This is a genomic window from Brevibacterium sp. RIT 803 (genome assembly GCF_016892625.1).
Taxonomy (GTDB): domain Bacteria; phylum Actinomycetota; class Actinomycetes; order Actinomycetales; family Brevibacteriaceae; genus Brevibacterium.
In genome coordinates this window covers 210,456-229,983 of record NZ_JAFEMW010000003.1, presented here as the reverse complement: position 1 = coordinate 229,983, position 19,528 = coordinate 210,456, and the positions used below count along the sequence as shown (strand labels likewise).

The 19,528-nt window shown below is 63.2% G+C and carries 15 protein-coding genes; 11 read left to right on the top strand and 4 right to left on the bottom strand.

Going from position 1 to position 19,528, the window contains the following annotated elements:
* Positions 1-76 precede the first annotated feature (76 nt).
* The 8 genes from gcvP to JTF07_RS11415 all read left to right on the top strand — a co-directional run bounded on the left by gcvP (position 77) and on the right by JTF07_RS11415 (position 10,526).
* Positions 77-3,028, top strand: coding sequence for an aminomethyl-transferring glycine dehydrogenase (gcvP, locus tag JTF07_RS11450; protein ID WP_204234395.1), 2,952 nt, complete (start codon positions 77-79; stop codon positions 3,026-3,028).
* A complete protein-coding gene (locus JTF07_RS11445) occupies positions 3,028-4,311 on the top strand; it encodes an aminomethyl transferase family protein (protein WP_204234394.1) in 1,284 nt (427 codons plus the stop codon). The genes gcvP and JTF07_RS11445 overlap by 1 nt, the downstream gene beginning before the upstream one ends.
* A gap of 94 nt (positions 4,312-4,405) precedes the next feature.
* Entirely contained in the window at positions 4,406-4,804 is a 399-nt protein-coding gene (gcvH, locus tag JTF07_RS11440) for a glycine cleavage system protein GcvH (protein WP_204234393.1), read from the top strand.
* Between the two features lie 115 nt (positions 4,805-4,919).
* Positions 4,920-6,416: an L-serine ammonia-lyase gene (locus JTF07_RS11435; RefSeq protein ID WP_204234392.1), complete on the top strand. Its 1,497-nt coding sequence runs from the start codon at positions 4,920-4,922 to the stop codon at positions 6,414-6,416.
* Positions 6,417-7,050: 634 nt separating this feature from the next.
* Entirely contained in the window at positions 7,051-7,491 is a 441-nt protein-coding gene (gene ectA, locus JTF07_RS11430) for a diaminobutyrate acetyltransferase (protein ID WP_204234391.1), read from the top strand.
* Positions 7,492-7,658: 167 nt separating this feature from the next.
* The gene (ectB, locus tag JTF07_RS11425) at positions 7,659-8,951 is read left to right on the top strand and encodes a diaminobutyrate--2-oxoglutarate transaminase (RefSeq protein WP_204234390.1); all 1,293 of its coding nucleotides are present in this window, start codon (positions 7,659-7,661) and stop codon (positions 8,949-8,951) included.
* 155 nt (positions 8,952-9,106) lie between these two features.
* Complete coding sequence (locus JTF07_RS11420; RefSeq protein WP_101573238.1) at positions 9,107-9,499, top strand: ectoine synthase; 393 nt, start codon at positions 9,107-9,109, stop codon at positions 9,497-9,499.
* 598 nt (positions 9,500-10,097) lie between these two features.
* Complete coding sequence (locus JTF07_RS11415) at positions 10,098-10,526, top strand: hypothetical protein (RefSeq protein ID WP_204234389.1); 429 nt, start codon at positions 10,098-10,100, stop codon at positions 10,524-10,526.
* 25 nt (positions 10,527-10,551) lie between these two features.
* Here the strand turns inward: JTF07_RS11415 and JTF07_RS11410 are convergent, their stop codons facing one another.
* Positions 10,552-10,851: a hypothetical protein gene (locus JTF07_RS11410; protein WP_204234388.1), complete on the bottom strand. Its 300-nt coding sequence runs from the start codon at positions 10,849-10,851 to the stop codon at positions 10,552-10,554.
* A 98-nt stretch (positions 10,852-10,949) separates the two neighbouring features.
* Positions 10,950-12,443, bottom strand: coding sequence for an alanine/glycine:cation symporter family protein (locus tag JTF07_RS11405; RefSeq protein WP_204234387.1), 1,494 nt, complete (start codon positions 12,441-12,443; stop codon positions 10,950-10,952).
* A gap of 338 nt (positions 12,444-12,781) precedes the next feature.
* Between JTF07_RS11405 and JTF07_RS11400 the strand changes: the two genes are divergently transcribed.
* The gene (locus JTF07_RS11400) at positions 12,782-13,597 is read left to right on the top strand and encodes a glycerophosphodiester phosphodiesterase (protein ID WP_204234386.1); all 816 of its coding nucleotides are present in this window, start codon (positions 12,782-12,784) and stop codon (positions 13,595-13,597) included.
* Between the two features lie 2 nt (positions 13,598-13,599).
* Here the strand turns inward: JTF07_RS11400 and JTF07_RS11395 are convergent, their stop codons facing one another.
* Positions 13,600-14,490 (bottom strand): hypothetical protein, encoded by an 891-nt coding sequence (locus JTF07_RS11395; protein WP_204234385.1) that lies wholly within the window; start codon positions 14,488-14,490, stop codon positions 13,600-13,602.
* A gap of 149 nt (positions 14,491-14,639) precedes the next feature.
* Between JTF07_RS11395 and JTF07_RS11390 the strand changes: the two genes are divergently transcribed.
* Positions 14,640-16,988 carry a thioredoxin domain-containing protein gene (locus tag JTF07_RS11390; protein WP_204234384.1) on the top strand — a complete coding sequence of 783 codons (2,349 nt, stop codon included), beginning with the start codon at positions 14,640-14,642 and terminating at the stop codon, positions 16,986-16,988.
* A 25-nt stretch (positions 16,989-17,013) separates the two neighbouring features.
* Here the strand turns inward: JTF07_RS11390 and JTF07_RS11385 are convergent, their stop codons facing one another.
* Positions 17,014-17,754, bottom strand: a complete 741-nt coding sequence (locus JTF07_RS11385; RefSeq protein WP_353843944.1) for a TetR/AcrR family transcriptional regulator — start codon at positions 17,752-17,754, stop codon at positions 17,014-17,016.
* Between the two features lie 294 nt (positions 17,755-18,048).
* Here JTF07_RS11385 and JTF07_RS11380 point away from each other — a divergent pair, with 294 nt between their 5' ends.
* Complete coding sequence (locus tag JTF07_RS11380; protein ID WP_204234383.1) at positions 18,049-19,518, top strand: MFS transporter; 1,470 nt, start codon at positions 18,049-18,051, stop codon at positions 19,516-19,518.
* The last annotated feature ends 10 nt before the right edge of the window (positions 19,519-19,528 follow it).

The following is a 19,528-nucleotide window of genomic DNA, read 5'->3' as shown; positions in this document are numbered from 1 at the left end:
CTGACAGATCGGGGAGGACCGCCACTGCTCAGTGCGTCCTCCATAGGCGGGCGCGACACCGACCCAAGGACGGCAATTGACCAGTTCACTCGCCCACACAAGTTCACTCGCGCACACCACGGCTCCCACCGGAGACACCGAACGCCCCTTCTCCGACCGGCATATCGGCCCCCGCGCCGACGACACTGCAGCAATGCTGGCCGAACTCGGCTACGACTCCCTCGAAGCACTGTCGGCCGCAGCCATCCCAGAATCCATTCAGATCGACGGACTCGACCTGCCAACGGGCCGCTCCGAAGCCGAGGTCCTCGATGACCTCCGCGCGATCGCCGGTCAGAACATCATGCGCAAGCAGATGATCGGCCAGGGCTACTACGACACGATCACTCCGGCCGTCATCCGCCGCAACCTGGTCGAGAACCCCGCCTGGTACACCGCATACACCCCCTACCAGCCGGAGATCTCCCAGGGCCGCCTCGAAGCGCTGCTCAACTTCCAGCAGGTCGTCCAGGACCTCACAGGTCTCGACATCGCCAACGCCTCGCTCCTCGATGAGGCCACCGCCGTCGCCGAGGCTGTCCTTCTCATGCGTCGAGCAGTGAAGAAGGGGACAACCGTCGTCCTCGACTCCGAACTCCACCCGCAGACCATCGCCGTCGTCCGCGCCCGTGCGAAGGCCATGGACTTCCGCGTCACCGTCGCCGACTTGGCCGAGGGGCTCGCCGGCGAGGACATCTTCGGCATCGTCTGCGCCCAGCCCGGCACCACCGGCGTCATCCGTGACTTCACCGAAGCCGTCGACGGCGCCCACGACCGCGGCGCACTCGTGACCTTCGATGCCGACCTCCTGGCCCTGACCCTGCTCAAGGATCCTGCCTCCCAGGGTGCTGATATCTCCGTCGGCTCGGCCCAGCGCTTCGGCGTCCCGCTGTTCTTCGGCGGGCCCCACGCTGGCTTCATGGCCGTGAAGTCCGGTCTCCAGCGTCAGCTGCCTGGCCGCCTCGTCGGCGTGTCCAAGGACGCCCAAGGCAAGCCCGGTTACCGTCTGGCCCTGCAGACCCGTGAACAGCACATCCGTCGCCAGAAGGCGACCTCCAACATCTGCACCGCCCAGGCCCTGCTGGCCAACGTCGCCTCGATGTACGCCGTCTATCACGGCCCCGTCGGCCTCACCCGCATCGCCTCCCGCATCCACCGCCTGGCCCAGGCCTTCGCGACCGCAGCGCACACCGCCCCCGGCGCCGAGGTGGTCAGCCGTGAGTTCTTCGACACCGTTGCCATCCGTGTTGCCGACGCAGAAGCAGCCCGAGTCGTCGCAGAGCGCGGCGGCTACAACGTCCGCGTCATCGACGCCGACACCATCGGCGTCTCCTTCGGCGAATCCCACTCGGTCGCCGATGCCAACGGACTGCTCGAGGCACTGGGCATCATCGCCCGGGTCGATGAAGCGAACTTCGAGGCCGCCTCAGCGGGGACATTCGGAGCCAACCACGTGCCCACCCCGGCCTTCGACGAGAGCTTCCACCGCACGACTGAGTTCCTCACCCACCCGATCTTCAGCGCACACGGCTCCGAGACCTCGATGATGCGCTACCTGCGCACCTTGGCCGACAGGGACCTGGCGCTGGACCGGACGATGATCCCGCTGGGCTCGTGCACGATGAAGCTCAACGCCGCAGCAGAGATGGAACCCATCACCTGGCCCGAGTTCGCCTCGATCCACCCCTTCGCCCCTGTCGAACAGACGCACGGATGGCGCACCCTCATCACCCGCCTGGAGAACTCGCTCGTCGAGGTCACCGGCTACGACCGGGTGTCCCTGCAGCCCAACGCCGGCTCCCAGGGCGAACTTGCCGGCCTGCTCGCAATCCGCAACTTCCACGTCGCCAACGGTGACACCGACCGCGACGTCGTGCTCATCCCGCAGTCGGCCCACGGCACCAACGCCGCTTCCGCTGTCCTGGCCGGACTCAAGGTCCAGGTCATCGCGACAGCCGAGGACGGATCGGTCGACATCGCCGACCTCGACGCGAAGATCGAGAAGAACGCGGACAAGCTCGCCGCGATCATGATCACCTACCCGTCGACCAACGGCATCTTCGAATCCGAGGTCCGTGAGGTCTGCGAGAAGATCCACGCGGCCGGCGGTCAGGTCTACGTCGACGGTGCGAACCTCAACGCCATGGTCGGTCTGGCCAAGCCCGGCGAGTTCGGCGGCGACGTCTCCCACCTCAATCTGCACAAGACATTCTGCATCCCCCACGGCGGTGGCGGACCCGGCGTCGGACCTGTCGCGGTGCGCGAACACCTCGCCCCGTACCTGCCCGGCGATCCCACCTCGGCGGAACTCGTGGCCGGGGATGACGACGCGCACGAGCTGCCGATCTCGGCCTCGCTGTTCGGCTCAGCCGGCGTCCTGCCGATCAGTTTCGCCTACCTCGAGCTGATGGGCGGCGACGGACTGCGCGAGGCCTCTCGTGCTGCACTCCTGGGTGCGAACTACCTGGCGGCCAAGCTCCATGACGTGTTCCCCATCCTCTACTCGGGTGAGCACGGACTCGTCGGACACGAGACCATCCTCGACCTGCGCGAGGCCACAGCACAGTCCGGCGTCACCGCCGAGGATGTGGCCAAGCGCCTCATCGACTTCGGCTTCCACGCCCCGACCCTGGCGTTCCCGGTGCCGGGCACACTGATGGTCGAACCGACCGAGTCCGAGGACAAGGATGAACTCGACCGCTTCATCGAAGCCATGCGCGTCATTCGCGCAGAGATCGACTCGATCGGCGATCAGTACACCTACGAGGAGTCCCCACTGGCCGGTGCCCCGCACCCGGCAACCGTCGTGATGGACGACTGGGATGCCAAGTACTCCCGCGAGACTGCCGTGTTCCCGGTCAAGGGACTGAAGGCAACCAAGTACTTCCCGCCGGTCAGCCGCATCGACGGTGCCTACGGCGACCGTAACCTGGTGTGCACCTGCCCGCCGCCAGAGGCCTTCGAAGTCAACGATGAAGAGGACGACTGATGAGTACTGAGAACTCGACGCGCGAGACCCCGCTGCACTCAACTCACGAGAAGCTGGGCGCATCCTTCACCGACTTCGGCGGCTGGGACATGCCGCTGAAGTACGGCTCCGAGCTGGCCGAGCACCGTGCCGTGCGTGAGGCCGCAGGAATCTTCGACCTCTCACACATGGGCGAAGTCCGTCTCACCGGCGCCGATGCTGCCGCGTTCCTCGACTACGCGCTCGTGGCGAAGTACTCGAAGATGAAGATCGGCAAGGCCAAGTACGGTGTGCTGGTCAACGAGTCGGGCTACCTTCTCGATGACCTCATCACCTACCGGGTCGGCGACGAAGAGTTCCTCATCGTCCCTAACGCTTCGAATACCCCGACCGTCGTCACGACCCTGAAGGAACGGCTGCAGAACTTCCTGCGGGACGAGTCCCCGGGAGCCGATGCCAAACTCTTCGACGAGTCCGAGGACACGGCGCTCATCGCCGTGCAGGGACCGAACTCCGAGGCCATCATCCTCCGTGCCCTCGACGAGGGTGCACATGGGGAGTTCGGCCCCGCAACCACCGCAGCGGACGGATCAGCGGCCAACGATGCTGCCGTCGACGGCGCCGCAGATGATTCCTCGGTCAACTCGACTGGGATCACCGTCGGCGAGGCGGTTAGAGAGCTGAAGTACTATGCGTGGATGCCGTTGACGATCGCGGGCATCGACCTGATGCTCGCGCGCACCGGCTACACCGGCGAAGACGGCTTCGAACTCTATATTCCCAACATTGCCGCCGAGCGTCTGTGGGAGACCCTGACGACGGCCGGAGTCGACTACGGCCTCGTGCCCTGCGGCCTGGCCTCACGTGATTCGCTGCGCCTGGAAGCGGGCATGCCGCTCTACGGCAACGAACTCAGCCTCGAGACCTCGCCCTTCGACGTCGGACTCGGCCGCATGATCGGGTTCAAGACGAAGGAGAACTTCGCCGCACGTGAGGCACTGGCGAAGCTGGGAGAGACTGAACCGGCCCGCGTGCTCGTCGGACTCACCTCGGCTGGCCGTCGCGCCGCACGCTCGGGAGCCAGCGTCTTCGCCTCGGCAGACGAGGTCGGTGCCGAAGGCGGGACAGCCGTCGGGACCATCACCTCCGGACAGCCTTCGCCGACGCTGGGTCACCCCATCGCCCTGGCGTTCCTCGAGCGCGGACTCGCCGATCCCGGCACGCCCGTATTCGTCGACATCCGCGGCAAGGCGCATGAATTCTCAGTGACCGAGTTGCCGTTCTACAAACGCGGCGAGAACTGATCCGTTGCACCTGGTGCTGGTGCCCCCGGGTGACTCGTACACTGGGGGCACCTGCTCACCCACACAGCTGTCAATCAAGCAGAAAAGGACCATCATGGCGCAATTGCCCCCACTTCCAGAGAACTTCACCTACTCCGCCGAACACGAGTGGATCAACGCCAGCGCTGACGCGATCGTCGGCAGCACGGTGAAGGTCGGCATCACTGCAGTCGCCTCTGACGCCCTCGGTGAGGTCGTCTACGTGGATCTCCCCGAGGTCGGCGACACCGTCACCGCAGGCGAGACCTGTGGCGAGGTCGAATCGACTAAGTCGGTCTCTGACCTGTACAGCCCCGTGACCGGTGAAGTCACCTCCATCAACGAGACAGCCACGGACAACCCAGGACTGCTCAACTCCGACCCCTACGGCGACGGCTGGCTGTTCGAAGTCACGGTCACCGAACTGGGCGAAGTGATGGACGCAGCAGGCTACGCAGAGGCCAATTCCCTCTGACACACCCTCCGACCGATGGGACCGGCCACGGCTGGAACGACGCAGTCCGACCGGGCTGGAACTTCCGGCCTTAGTCGGTCCCATCGATCACCCGAAAAGAATCGGAGTATCTTCCATGCCACTGAGCGTCTTCGATCTCTTTACCGTCGGCATCGGCCCGTCGAGTTCCCACACCGTCGGCCCGATGCGAGCGGCATCGAGCTTCCTCACACTTCTGGGCGACAAGCTCGGGTCCGTCTCCAGCATCAAGGTTGATGTGTTCGGATCCCTTGCCGCCACCGGTGCCGGTCACGGCACCTTCGACGCCATCCTGATCGGCCTTGAAGGCTGTGCACCCGATCGCGTCGAAGCCAATGAACTCACCGCCCGCCGGACTCGCATGTCCGAGACGGGCACGATCCTCCTCGGCGACGCTGTCGGTGGCACTGGTGCTGCCGACGGCGGCGTCGAGATCGCCTTCACCGAAGACGATATGGTCAAGCGTCCCCTGACGATCAAGCCCCGCCACACGAACGCGATGACCATTGCCGCCTTCGACTCCGAGGGTCAGACTCTGGCCGAAGAGACCTACTATTCCGTGGGCGGTGGCTTCGTCACATCTGAGACCGAGTTCCGTGAGAAGGAGCTGGCCGCCGAGGCTGTTGCTGAGTCGGAAGCAGACGACGCCACAGAGTTCGCCGTTGCTGATTCGGTCGTCGACGCCGAGCTGCAGTCCTACAGCGAAGAGCTGCCGTACCCGTTCCACTCGGCCGTTGAACTCCTGCAGCGATGCAAGGAGACGGGCATGTCCGTCGCTGAGATCATGTTGGTCAACGAGAAGTCGATGCGCGATGAGGACGAGATCCGCCACGGACTCCTCCACATCTACTCCGTGATGGAGGAATGCGCCTCGGCGTCCCTGGATCGCTCTGGGTATCTGCCCGGCGGACTCAAGGTGCGGCGGCGCGCCCACGACTGGTACCTCAAGCTCAAGGCCGAGGACCCCGATCGCGATCCCGGCTACTACCTGGAATGGGTCAACCTCATCGCCATGGCCGTCAACGAGGAGAACGCCTCGGGCGGCCGTGTGGTCACCGCGCCGACGAATGGTGCCGCCGGCATCATCCCTGCTGTCCTCCACTATGCGCTGAACTACGTGGATTCCGTGGTCAAGGGCGGCGAGGCCGCTAAGCACACGGCGATCGTGGACTTCCTGCTCACCTCGGCGGCGGTGGGTGTTCTGTACAAGGAGAGGGCATCGATCTCCGGCGCCGAGGTGGGCTGTCAGGGCGAGGTCGGATCCGCGTCGTCGATGGCCGCCGGGGGACTGGCCGCCATCATGGGCGGAACTCCCGAGCAGGTCGAGAACGCCGCCGAGATCGCCATGGAGCACAACCTGGGCCTGACCTGCGACCCGATCTCCGGGCTCGTGCAGGTCCCGTGCATCGAACGCAACGCGATCGCCGCCGGCAAGGCCATCAACGCCTCGAGGATGGCCCTGTGGGGCGATGGCCAGCACAGAGTCAGCCTCGACGAGGTGATCGAGACGATGCGCCAGACAGGGGCGGACATGAGTTCGAAGTACAAGGAGACAGCGCAGGGCGGCCTCGCCGTCAACGTCGTCGAATGCTGAAGTAACCCGTGAGGCAGCTTCACGCGGCAGGGCCTCACGTGGCAGTGAGCCGGTTCATTGAGCCGGCCCACTGCGCTGCTCGTCTGTGTGGCCGAGGCTCGCCTGCCCTGCTGCCCTGCGGCCTGCTCCCCTCGGGACCACAACTGCCTGCAGGGAAGCCCCAGTCAGAGGCTGTGCCGCCATCGAGACCACGCCTGCGATCCGATTAGACGCTGCGTGCACCGGTGTCTGGGGGCACCGGCGTTGTGTCGGCCAGAAGTCTCCTCTGGCTGTCTCTTCCTGCATCGCGTACAGCTGGAGCACCACACACAGAAAGTCATCCCTCAGTCATGTCCAGAGGAGACGTCGAAACGTGGAACAGGCGTGGAACCGCTGTTCCAAGCCCGTTGGAATGTAACGAAACGATAACGAAGCTCTGCCCCGGAATGAGCGCGGAGGAGCGCCCTGGCGCATCCCAGAGATGCCACGGGGAAGCCCCGGTTCGTGACTTGGGGGACACGCGCGGGAATCACCCACGAATGTGGCGTGAATCGCCGATTTCGGAGTTGACGCTCATCCTCAGGTCGTTAGGTTTGGGGGCGTGAGAAACGCAGTCGCTGAACCTCAAACAGAAACCGATGTCCGTACTCCGACCATGGAGGACGGACAACACATGTGGAGACTGGCTAAAGATTCGGCCGTTCTCGACCTCAACTCTTCGTACTCGTACATCCTCTGGTGTCGTGATTTCTCGGCAACCTCGACCATCGCGCGAATCGGCGGAGAGCCCGCCGGGTTCGTCACCGGTTACACCCGCCCGGATCGGCCCAACACGCTGATGATCTGGCAGGTCGCAGTTTCGTCGGACTTCCGCGGACACGGATTGGCGAAGACCATGCTCAACGAGCTGGCTGATCGCACCAATGCGCTTCGCCTGGAGACGACGATCACCGATGACAACGACGCGTCAAACCGTCTGTTCCAGTCATTCGCTGAGCAGCGCGACGCAAACTGCGAACGACGTGCGCTGATCACTCCGGAGCTGTACCCGGACGGCCACGACACCGAGTACCTGTACGAAATCGCACCACTGTGATGCACCGCTGAGAAGCGTGGTGCCACCAGGCGCCCTGGGGATCTGATGATTCCGCCTGAGGACGCCGACCGGCGACAGTCGTACCCGAAACTGATCGGTTGCGGCCACCGCCTAGCTGCTTGCTCACGAAGCAAGCGCGTAATCCAGAAGTCGAAAGGACTCAAGTGATGACCGAAACCTCTAAGACCACAACTCCCGACATCTTCGAAACCCGCGAATCAGCCGTGCGAGGATACTCGCGTTCCTGGCCCGCCACCTTCGCCAAGGCACATGGCGCGAAGCAGTGGGATGAAGACGGCAAGGAATTCATCGATTTCTTCTCCGGCGCCGGGGCTCTCAACTACGGGCACAACAACCCTGTCGTGATGAACCCTCTGGTCGAGTACCTCCAGTCAGGTGCTGTTCTGCACTCGCTGGATATGAAGACCCCGGCCAAGCGTGAGTTCCTCGAGACCTTCCAGGACCTCATCCTCAAGCCGCGCGGACTCGATTACACCGTGATGTTCCCCGGACCAACGGGAACCAACACCGTCGAGGCTGCCCTCAAGCTGGCTCGTAAGGTCACCGGTCGTCAGCACATGCTGTCCTTCACCAACGCATTCCACGGCATGACCCTGGGATCGCTGTCGGTGACTGGCAACTCGATGAAGCGCGAAGGCGCAGGCATTCCGCTGACCAACAGCTCGAAGATTCCTTATGACGACTACTTCGACGGCGAGATCCCTGACTTCCTATGGCTTGAGAAGGTCCTCGAAGACTCCGGCTCCGGCGTCGATAAGCCAGCCGCTGTCATCGTTGAGACCGTGCAGGGCGAAGGTGGCCTCCGCGCCGCTCGCGCCGAATGGCTTCGTGCTCTGTCCGAGCTGACCAAGAAGCACGACATCCTGCTCATCGTCGACGACGTCCAGGCCGGCTGTGGCCGTACCGGATCATTCTTCAGCTTCGAAGAGGCCGGCATCGAACCTGACATCGTATGCCTGTCGAAGTCGATCTCCGGTTCGGGTCTGCCGATGGCACTGACTCTCTTCCGTCCCGAGCTCGATGTCTGGGAGCCAGGCGAGCACAACGGAACCTTCCGCGGAAACAACCCCGCATTCGTCACGGCGACCGCCGCGATCAAGAACTTCTGGGCAGACAACACCTTCCAGAACGAATTGGCGGACACGATCGCCGCACTGCACCAGCGCCTCGACTCGATTGTGGAGAAGGCAGAGGGGGCATCCATCCGTGGGCGCGGACTCCTCGCCGGACTGCACTTCGAGGACGACGAGATCGCCGGCAAGGTGGCAGCGGAAGCCTTCGACAACGGCCTGCTCCTCGAGACCTCCGGTCCCAAGGATGAGGTCACGAAGATGATGCCTCCGCTGACCATCTCCTCGCATGATCTGGAGCAGGGTCTCGACATCATCGAGGCTGCTGTGCTGAAGTTCGCTCCGGCCGCAGAACCAGCGGCGGTCTGAGCCTGCTCCCAGCTGAGCGCGAGAGCCTGTAGACCTGAGCTTCGGTTCGCCGAGACTCAAGCATGAAACTTGTATGACGCGTTGCCGGTGGATCGGTCGACATTTCGACTGAAACATCGGCAACCCGTCTGATATGCCAAATGAAAGGACCACGAATGTACGTAGTCAACCGCGATGACCTCAATGACACAGACCGCGACATCAAGTCAGAGACCTGGCGCAGCCGCCGCATGGTGCTGGGCAAGGAACGTGTCGGATTCTCGCTCCACGACACCGTGATCTACGCCGGGACGACCTCGACCTTCCACTACCAGAACCATGTCGAAGCTGTGTACTGCGTGCAGGGCAAGGGTACTCTGACCGACCAGGAGACCGGCGAGACCTATCCGCTCTCCGATGGCACCATGTACCTGTTGGACGGACACGAGAAGCACACCGTCGTGGCTGACGAAGAGCTGCGCATGGCCTGCGTGTTCAACCCGCCGGTCACCGGCCGTGAGACCCACGACGAGAACGGCGTCTACCCGCTCATCGTCGAAGAGGACTGAGTCCTCTCGTGAGCTGAGAAGCTCCCTCGCCGAGGTGGCTGATCGTTGATCAGACACTGAAGCATCGTCCGGCCTCCGGGCACCACAAAAATGGTGGCCACGGAACCGAGACTAGTCCGCATTGTGCGCGGCTTGCGCTTGGTTTCGTGGCCACCTTTTCGGTGTTCTGACGAAGTCCCAACCAGGCCCACTTCAGCTGTGGTACTCTTCGGTCATACAACTTTCAAGTTTCGATACCTGACGCTGCCGACTCAACATTCCAAGACTCCAACTCTGGCAATCCCAGTTCTTACCTCTTACCTTCGGAGTCTCTATGAAGTTCATCAGGCGTGCCCTCGTCTCTGCCATTGCGGCAGCAGCCCTCGTTGTCGGTCCAGCTGTGTCCGCGGAGGCGGCAAGTACATCCTTCGACGTGACCAAGTTGTCGGGCGACAGCGTTGTCGTCTCCGATTGGAACTGCAAATATACGAATCTGTATATGAAGCACAAAAAGTCGAAGGTTGAATATTGGGACGTTGATGTCGAAGTGAGAGGCCGACACGGTTACGATGATTCGGCTTGGTTCTCTTCATACGCAGGCGCATCCAAGGACCGGTACATGATTTGTCCTTCATCTTCTGGCCTGGGTAAATACACGCTTGGCCCTTCCGAGATCAGTGCCTATTACTACGGCGACTACGAAGACGATGAGTACGCGAAGGTTGAGGGTCCCGACTACACCAAGGGCTACTTCTACGTCCGCGGCAAGACGTACGCCTCACTGTCGAGCAAGCGCCGCGGCACGACCGTTACTCTGACGTCGAAGACGAAGTACTACAACCCTAAATGGGATGAGAAGCGCAGCTACAACCCGAAGGTGAAGTTCCAGGTCAAGTCCGGGAGCAAGTGGAAGACCATCAAGACCGTGACTGCCAAGAAAGGCACGGCCACGTACAAGGTCAAGACGAAGAGCAAGAAGACTTATCGCGTGACCTTCAGCCAGGTCAGCTGGGCAACCGGCGCCACCTCGAAGTCATCTAAGCGCTGACTGTCCGCGAGTGACGACTGGCAAGTCACTCGCGGATTGTCAGGTCTGCCCCCTGCATATATCCCCGGGATCCTTCGAACGGACCTAGCGCTTCGGCGAGAGGCAGCCACAAGGCCCCGAGATCGGCGGTCTTGCGGCCCCCGTACCCTGCTGCGCGGAGGTTCTCGTAGTAACGGATGCGCCCGAGGTCCGCATCGGTGACCGTCCAGATAACCACCTGCGGTGGATCATCATTGGTGAACGTCACTCGATGGGAATCGGCCGTGACCGACCATCCGGTCGCCTCGGCGAGGGATTCGGCCAATTCTGTGCGATCCACAGTCATGGGAACTTTCTCCTATGTAGAGGACATTGGAGACCACATCGGGCGCTCCCTGAGAAGGGGACGCCCGATGTGGCTTCACGATCACTGTGCTGGCAGCATCACTCGTCGTCCGGGCGTACCTTCTTGCCACGGTCCTGCCAGAACTTCGCCGTGGTGACTTCGTCCGTGCCGTCCCAGGCGTCGACATCGGTGTTGATGCGTTTGAAGGTGGGAAGGTCACCGCGGCGGAAGATCGGCTCCAGCCCAGCGCGACGCTGCTCCATATAGTTCTTCAACAGGCTGAACACCACAGGGGAGAGCATCAGGAGCGCGAACAGGTTGATCAGCGCCATAATCGCCATGAAGATGTCTGCCGCCGTCCAGACCAGGTCGAGTGCGGCGATCCCGCCGATGAAGACAGCCACCATCACGATCACCTGATAGATGCGCAGCGCGGTCCTGCTGCGGGTCAGATGCTCGATATTGGCTTCGCCGTAGTAGTAGTTGCCGAGGATCGACGTGAACGCGAAGAGGAAGATTGCGAACGTGAGGAAGTGGATCGCCCACTGGCCGAGCTGTCCGCTCAAGGCAGTCTGCGTCAGCTGGACCCCCTCGGCCGAGCTGCCGTAGTCCGGGTTCGATAGGAGGATGATGAAAGCGGTGATCGAGCAGACGAGGATCGTGTCGAAGTACACGCCGAGTGCCTGAACGAAGCCCTGCTTGGCTGGGTGCGATGCCGACGCCGTCGCCGCCGCGTTCGGGACCGAACCGATGCCGGCCTCATTCGAGAACAGGCCGCGCTGAACACCGATGAGCATGATCGAGCCGATCGAGCCTCCAGCGATCGAGTTGAAGCTGAACGCGTCGCTGAAGATGGTGACGATCATTCCGGGGACAGCGCCGAGGTTGATCGCCACTACGATGATGCCGACGATCAGATACAGTCCGGCCATGATCGGGACGAGGTATGCGGAGACGTTCGAGATGCGCTTGGCACCACCGGCGAAGATCAGGTAGGCCCCGACCGCGACGACCACACCAGTGATTGCGGTGAAGGCGAAGTTGGAATCGTCGACGTTGAATGATGCTCCGACAGCGTCGACGATAGAGTTCGACTGCACGGAGTTGAAGACGATGCCATAGGTGATGGCGACGATGACTGCGAAGACCAGACCGAGCCACTTCATGTTCAGCGCGCGGTTGATGTAGTACGCAGGACCGCCCCGGAAGTTCGGCCCGTCCTTTTCCTTGTAGAGCTGCCCGAGTGCGGACTCAGCGAAGGCAGTGGCGCCGCCGACGATGGCAGTCAGCCACATCCAGAACACCGCACCGGGACCGCCCAAGGAGATGGCAAGAGCGACACCGGCGATATTGGCCGTGCCGACACGAGAGGCGGCGGAGATGGAGAAGGCACGGAACGGAGAGATGTTCCGATTGCCGTCGGAATCGTGTCCGCCGGGCTCCACGATCGTGCGGAACATTTCGGGCAGCAGCCGCAGCTGGACGGCACCCGTACGAATCGTGAAGTACAACCCTGTGGGGATGAGAACTGCGACGAGAACGTACGTGATGACTCCGCTGACGCTGTCGAATGCGCTCTGGAGCATCTCCATCGATCTATGCCTCCTTCGACAAGCTCAGTGCTTGGTATGTGGGTGTGCGGCTATGTGGGTGTGTGAACACCATGTGCTACTTCTGCAGTTGCCCTCCAGTCTGCCACCGAAGTGAGGAAACGCATGACATCGCCCTTGTGCAAGTCCCTCACACAGGTGAAATCCCCTCAGGAAGGCGGAAGCCGACCGAAACTGACGCTTGACCCAGCCAGCATTCACGTCGCGTCTACCCAGACATCATCCGTTCATTGCTCGGGTTGCTTAGGGTTGTCCGCAATACACTGCACCATCGGCCGCTCGAGCCTGCACCGAGTCGCCAACTCTGAGGAGTCCCCGCCATGCCAATCACCCTCGCAAACCACGCCTCCGAGGCCGTCACCCACACCCGGGTTCCGCCTCTGGTCATCGCGCATCGTGGCGCGTCGGCTGACTATCCGGAGAACACGATCCCGGCCTTCGTCGCCGCCATCGACCAGGGCACCGACATGCTCGAGATCGACGTGCACATGAATGCTGACGGAGAACTCGTCGTCATCCACGATGTCACCGTGGAGCGGACGACGAATGTCCGCCTCGCCCATCCTGACCGCACGGACTACAGCGTGAAGACCATGACCACAGCAGAGATCGCCAGCCTCGACGCGGGCAGCTGGAAGTCCGAATCGTTCACCGGCGTCCGGGTCCCTCTTCTCGCCGAGGTGCTCGATCTGGTGCACGTGACCCGCACCGGGCTGCTCCTCGAGGTCAAACACCCCACCCAATACCCGGGGTTCGCCCAGGCGCTCGTTGAATCTCTGACCGCATCGCCTGACTATCTGGACCGGGCATTGGCGGCGGGGATGCTCGTCGTCCAGTCCGGTGACTGGGCCTTCATTCGTGAGTTCCACGCGCTGGCGCCGGAGATCCCCGTCGGGGTTCTGGGGCGGCCCTGCCCGGACGAACTGCGCGACTTTGCCACCTGGGTCGATCAGGTCAATCCCCAGTACATCGCGGCCGATGCCACCTTCCTCGGCCATGTTCACGAGCTGGGGATGTCGAGCCTTGTGTGGACCGTCGACAGCGTCGAAGACATGGAGAAGGCTGTCGACCTCGGCGCCGATGGCATCATCACCAACAGGCCCGACCGGCTCGTCGCGGTCGTCGAAGACCTCTGAGGTCAGCGCCGACGCCTCGCCGCTGCCACAGAGACGAGCAGGGCCGCTGCGCCGATGGGGAACCCCAACGTGGCTCCCCTCCAGAACATCCTGCCGCCGTCGCCAAGAGGATAGAAGCCCACGAGCAGACCTGTCGAGAGGCTGCACAGGTGCATTCCGCAAGCCAGGGTGACGAAGCCGAAGGCTCGGATGGCCAGAGACCAGCCGAACGACAGGGCGCGGAGCTGCACACGCCCAAGCACGAACGCCACGGCAACCGTGCCGACTCCGGAGTTCAGTGCGATCGGCAACTCCGTCCTGAACCATGAGGGCAGCGCAGTCGGATCGAGGACCCCGAAGTACGGCAGGAGGCAGCAGAACGCGATCACCACACAGGCAAGAAGCACGATACCTGCGCCGACTGTCGGCCGGCCCGCCACCGCAGGCTTGCTCGCCACTGCAACGAGGACCCCCGCGATGATGAAGGGGAAGACGAACATGCCGATGAGCGGGACAATTTCTGCGAAGGTCACAACCATCAGTTCCGGCGTCGGTCGTTCGACGCGTCCGACCACCTCGGCGAGGCCGGAGATTCCGAAGACAGCAATGCTGAGCACGGTGACAATGCTGCGCGGGATGGGCGGCAGCTCGCGCGCGATGACGATGGCAGCGGCACCGGCCACACAAGCCAGGACGAACATGGCGACTCCGGTGGGCACGCCCTGGGCGAAGTAGTAGTTGGACGAGGCGACCATGAGTGCGCAGTAGCCGATCCAAGCGACGAAATGAACGACGAACGCGAGTGCGACCACTGTGAAGCGCATCGGGGTCAGGGCGCCGCTGAGAGCAGGATTCTGGTCCTCGGCGGTACCTGCTCCAGGACTTTTCGTCTGCGAATACGTCACCTCATCCATGGTGGAATCATCCCACAGAACCATACGCTTTTTGACCACGTGGCTTGTCGGTAAAGGGATGGTTCTGAGCAGCGGTCGACGCCATGGTCAGGGCCGGTGGAATGAAGGGCCGGTTCTCAGCAGGGGCCTCCGGATGAGACGCTGGGACCATGGCCAATGAACTCGCGTCGTCCACCAGTCCGTACCTCCGCGCCCACGCCGACAATCCCGTCGACTGGCGGATGTGGACGAAGGACAACCTCGCCGAGGCGGCCCGTCGAGACGTGCCGCTGCTCGTCTCGATCGGGTACTCCACATGCCATTGGTGCCACGTCATGGCCCACGAATCCTTCGAGGACGAGGCCATAGCCCGCGTCATCAACGAGAACTTCCTGCCGATCAAGATCGACCGCGAAGAGCTCCCGGACATCGACTCCTATTACATGAACGCCCTCCAGGCGATGCGTGGACAGGGCGGCTGGCCGATGACGATCTTCGCCACACCCGAAGGCAGTCCCTTCTACGCTGGGACGTACTTCCCGCCGGCACCGCGGGGGAACCTGCCCGCGTTCACCCAGGTGCTCGCGGCCGTGTCCCAGTCGTGGATGGAGCGTCGGGACGAGGTGACCGAGATGACCAAACGCCTGGATCGTGGGCTCGCCGATATGGCCAGCGCCGTCTCGGATGCCCTGCCGGCCGAAGCCGCCTCCCAACTGCTGAGCGCCGAGGAGCTCGACTCGGCAGCCGAGTCCCTGCTCGACTCGTATGACCCCGCGTGGGGCGGGTTCGGCAAGGCACCGAAGTTCCCGCCGCTGATGAACCTCATGCAGCTCTTGGCCACATTCGTACGATTGGGTGGGACCACCTCGGCGAGGGAAGGGGGCCTTGCTCCCGGAAAGGTCGACAGGGTCGGCGCCGACGGACATCTCGAGGGCGAGCTCGTCCTAGACTGCCTCATCGCGGTGCGCAGCACCTTCGCACGGATCGCGAGCGGCGGCATGCGTGACCAGGTGCGCGGCGGCATCGCCCGCTACAGCGTCGACCGGCAGTGGTTCGTGCCGCACTTCGAGAAGATGCTCTACGACAATGCGCTCTACCTGCGCGCCGCCGTCCAGTGGGCGAAGGTCGAACGCGCGCTCAACCCGGATTCTAAGTGGTTGGCGCTCGCCGAACGCGAGGTCACCGACACCGCGAATTTCCTCAACGCGGACATGTCCGACGGGGACCGCTTCATCGCCGCGCTCGACGCGGACTCCCTCAACGCTGACGGTGTGCTGGAAGAGGGCGCCGCTTACGTCGTGACACCCGAGGAGTTTGCCGAGGTGGGGCAGGAGGGGCTGCTCCAACTCGTCGAATCGCCGGCTGGCGCAGAGCTCTCCGGGAACGTCATCGCCGCCATCCGGATCATCGACTGGTTGGGCATGGACGAGGTGCCCTTCGACGAGGAGCATCCCGCGCCGTGGGCCACCTCGGCGACGGCCGCGCAACGATCCGGGCTCAGAGAATTGCTGGAGCAGCGGTCCCAGCCGGCGCGGGATGAGAAGACGATCACCGAATGGAATTCACTGGCAGTGACGGCTCTGGCCGAAGCGGCGCTGTACACCGGTTCCACAGGCGATGCGGACGCGACGAGTGATGCCGGGGCTTCCGCAGACACTGATGCGTCGGTGAGCTGGGGGAGTGCGGCAGTCCATCTGTGGGACGCGATGCTGGCGCGCTTCGGCGACTCCGGTCCACGCGTTGACGGCGACTCAGACGTGAGCGCCGGTGGTGCCAGCTCCGATTCGAGGCTCAACGTCCGCCGCAGCTTCACCGGCGACACACCTGGACCCGGCCAGGCCGGACTCGCTGACTGGGCACAGTTCATCACTGCCGGCATCACAGTTCGACAGCTGCCGGGGGCGTCCGTGCAGGTGAGTGACCTGGTGTCGTTGAGCGCGACGATGTTCGCCGACTTCACTGCTGAAGGGGAGACGCTCGAGGTATTCGACTCCATGGGCGACGAGATCCTGAGTGTGAGAGCATCCGATCCGGTGGATAACACGGTGCCCTCCGGCAGATCTGCCGCAGCAGAGGTGGCGCTTCTGCTCGCAGAGCTCGGTGTCGACAGCAGTGTTGGAAATGGCCCGACAGCCAGTCTTGCGGTGGGTGGCGACTCGTCCGCTGGCACCGCTGAGGCTGAGGATCTGAGCACTGGAGGACTTCTTGAACTGCGCGATCGCCTGCTCGGTGTCTATAGGGCACTCGCCGGCCGAGCCCCGCGCGGCTGCGGTCACGCGCTGTGGCAGTCCGAACGAGCACTCAGCCCGGTGCGTGTGGCCACTCGAAATGCCGAGTTGAGCGGATTTGCTGCCCGGCACCCTGCGGTCACGCTCCTGACCACTTCTACCGGAGTCCCGGGCGTGAGCGGATCCGAGGTCGAGGTGCCCGAAGGTACAGCGATCGTCTGCCGAGGGACGCAGTGCTCGCTGCCCGTGGCCACAGTGGGCGAACTCCTCGAGCAGCTCGACGGGTTCTGAGTCGTAGCCTCACCCTTCAAGCAGTTCAGTCCCAGGTGAGGCGTTCCAGGCCTGACAGAACGAGGTCGAGGCCCATGATGAAGTCCGATGCCTCGTCGAGATTCTCGAACTCGCCGAGCACGGAGTGCACGAAGGGGAAGTCTTCTTCACTGAAACTTGCCCAGTGGTCGATCTGGGCAGTCTGTTGGGCTTCGGCATCCTCGGCGGCTTCACGTTCGATCGCACGCTGAGAGACTTCCGCGCCCATGCCGGAAGCATAGGTGGACACGACCATTGACGCCTGAAGCTGGCGGGTCAGGTCCAGCCCACTATTCTGGAGGGCCTGACCGACCAGCTCCCAGTAGGTCAGCGAATTCTGCTCATCGGGGCCCGCCTTGATGAGCTGGGAGGCCAGCCAGCGGTGCTCGAGCATCTGGACGAACAGGCACAGGACGAGCCGTCGAATCTGCAGCAGGCCCTCAGCGGTACCGGTGCTCGTGCGGCCATCGGGCTCAGGGGGAGGATAGTTCTCAAACTGCTTCGGGTGCGGCTGATCAGCACGTTCGAGGGCCTCGGCCTCGTCCAATGCACGTCCCAGCAGCTCATCGGAGACGATGGCCATCAGTTGGTCCTTGCCGGCGGCGTACCAGTAGAGACTGGCCACGCCGCTGTCGAGCTGTGCGGCCAGTCCGCGCAGTGTCATCTTCTCCGCCCCAACGGCGTCGAGCGTGGTGATCGCGGCCTCGATGATCTGCTCCAGCGAGAGGGACGTACGCGTGCGCGCCACCCCACGACCACCTCGGCGTCGGGAGGGAATGCTCCTGCGTTGAGCGTCCGTCGATGAATCACGAGGGTCCTGGCTGCGTGAATTCACGTTGTGGTCGCCTCGCGGACGCGGGGGAGTCTCAGATGCCATGCCTTGAATCTACCGAGAGACTTGCATTCAATCAAACACCGTTCTATCCTCGAACACAGTTCGATGCATCGAACGTCGTTCCATTGGCGAACATTGTTCGATCGCAACGTTCTTCTCTCGCCGGCACTCCCGCCGACCTTTCGACCTACCCGCGAAAGGACCTACATGTCCTCCCCATACTCCTCGATCACCTCATCCGCCGATACGCAAGCACGCAAACCGCAGAGTCTCCGAGCTGCTTGGCCCGCTCTTCTCGCTCTGTGTCTGACCATGCTCGTCGAGATGGTCGACAACTCGATTCTCAACGTCGCTCTGCCCACGATCGGGCGAGACCTCAGCGCTTCTCCAGCAGACCTGCAGTGGATCGTCGGCGCCTATTCGCTGACGTTCGGCGGGTTGCTCATGGTTGGCGGGACGATGGGCGACAAGCTCGGTCGCCGTCGGACCCTCCTCTTCGGCCTCGTGCTGTTCGGTCTCACCGGACTCGCGGTGCTGCTCGTCTCCACGCCCGCACAGCTGATCGCGGTGCGAGCACTGGCAGGAGTCTTCGCCGCATTCATCGCCCCATTGACCATGTCGTTGATCTTCCGCCTCTTCGACCGTGATGACCTGCGCACGAGGGCGATCGGCCTCATCGTGGTCGTCTCGATGATCGGCTTCGCCGTGGGCCCGACCATCGCCGGATTGGCGATCACGAATCTGCCCTGGCAGGCACTCTTGGTGGTCAACGCCCCTGTCGCGGTCATCGCCTGGCTCGGTGTGCGTTTCGGGGTCGCCGAGGACGACCCGGCAGACCGTCGCGAAGGCGGTGCCGACATTCCCGGCGGCATCTTGTCTGTGGCCTCGCTGGGCTTCCTCCTCTACGGCTTCACCGCTGGGGTCGAAAACGGTTGGGCTGCACCGTTGACGGTGATCGTCTTCGCCGCCGGTGTGCTCTCCCTTGCCGGATTCATCTGGCGTGAGAAGACCGCCGAGGATCCGATGCTCGATCTCAAACTGCTCGCCCTGCCGACAGTGAGCGGGTCAGCGATTCTGCAGACCGCGACAATGATCGCCATGGTCGGAGTCATGTTCGTCTCGACTCAGCTCTACCAGTTCGCCTGGGGTTGGTCCGCATTCCAGGCGGGATTGGCGAACCTTCCGTTCGTCGCGGGCATGCTGCTCGCCGGCCCGTTCGTCGATCGCGCCGTGGCCCGATTCGGCCACCGTAAGACCTCGATCGGCGGTATTGCGCTCGTCCTCGTCAGCCTCATCATCTGGATCTTCGCGCTCACACACGGCTTCCTCTGGTGCGCGGTCGGGATGCTCATCATGACTATGGGGATGCGGACGATCATGACGACTGGTGCGGTCGCCCTCCTCGGCGCCCTGCCTGAGACGCACACGTCGATCGGATCGGCGCTCAACGACACCGCTCAAGAGCTCGGCAATGCAGTGGGCGTTGCGATAGTCGGCACGATCATGGCCACGGTTCTCGGCAGCACACTGCCGCAGGGGGCCTGGGATTCGGCGACGGTTGCCGGCTTCGTGCACTCACAGCAGATTTCGTTCACGGTCCTCGCCGGTATCGTGCTGGTGATGTCGGTCATCGGGATTCGCACGCTGACCGACTCGAGGGAAGCCGACGAGCATTGAGCAGGTGCCC

Excerpts from the sequence above, each read along its gene's own strand:
- JTF07_RS11445 (WP_204234394.1), top strand. The coding sequence starts at position 3,028 with ATGAGTACTGAGAACTCGACGCGCGAGACCCCGCTGCACTCAACTCAC.
- gcvH (WP_204234393.1), top strand. The coding sequence starts at position 4,406 with ATGGCGCAATTGCCCCCACTTCCAGAGAACTTCACCTACTCCGCCGAA.
- JTF07_RS11435 (WP_204234392.1), top strand. The coding sequence starts at position 4,920 with ATGCCACTGAGCGTCTTCGATCTCTTTACCGTCGGCATCGGCCCGTCG.
- ectA (WP_204234391.1), top strand. The coding sequence starts at position 7,051 with ATGGAGGACGGACAACACATGTGGAGACTGGCTAAAGATTCGGCCGTT.
- ectB (WP_204234390.1), top strand. The coding sequence starts at position 7,659 with ATGACCGAAACCTCTAAGACCACAACTCCCGACATCTTCGAAACCCGC.
- JTF07_RS11420 (WP_101573238.1), top strand. The coding sequence starts at position 9,107 with ATGTACGTAGTCAACCGCGATGACCTCAATGACACAGACCGCGACATC.
- JTF07_RS11415 (WP_204234389.1), top strand. The coding sequence starts at position 10,098 with ATGATTTGTCCTTCATCTTCTGGCCTGGGTAAATACACGCTTGGCCCT.
- JTF07_RS11410 (WP_204234388.1), bottom strand. The coding sequence starts at position 10,851 with ATGACTGTGGATCGCACAGAATTGGCCGAATCCCTCGCCGAGGCGACC.
- JTF07_RS11405 (WP_204234387.1), bottom strand. The coding sequence starts at position 12,443 with ATGGAGATGCTCCAGAGCGCATTCGACAGCGTCAGCGGAGTCATCACG.
- JTF07_RS11400 (WP_204234386.1), top strand. The coding sequence starts at position 12,782 with ATGCCAATCACCCTCGCAAACCACGCCTCCGAGGCCGTCACCCACACC.
- JTF07_RS11395 (WP_204234385.1), bottom strand. The coding sequence starts at position 14,490 with ATGGATGAGGTGACGTATTCGCAGACGAAAAGTCCTGGAGCAGGTACC.
- JTF07_RS11390 (WP_204234384.1), top strand. The coding sequence starts at position 14,640 with ATGGCCAATGAACTCGCGTCGTCCACCAGTCCGTACCTCCGCGCCCAC.
- JTF07_RS11380 (WP_204234383.1), top strand. The coding sequence starts at position 18,049 with ATGTCCTCCCCATACTCCTCGATCACCTCATCCGCCGATACGCAAGCA.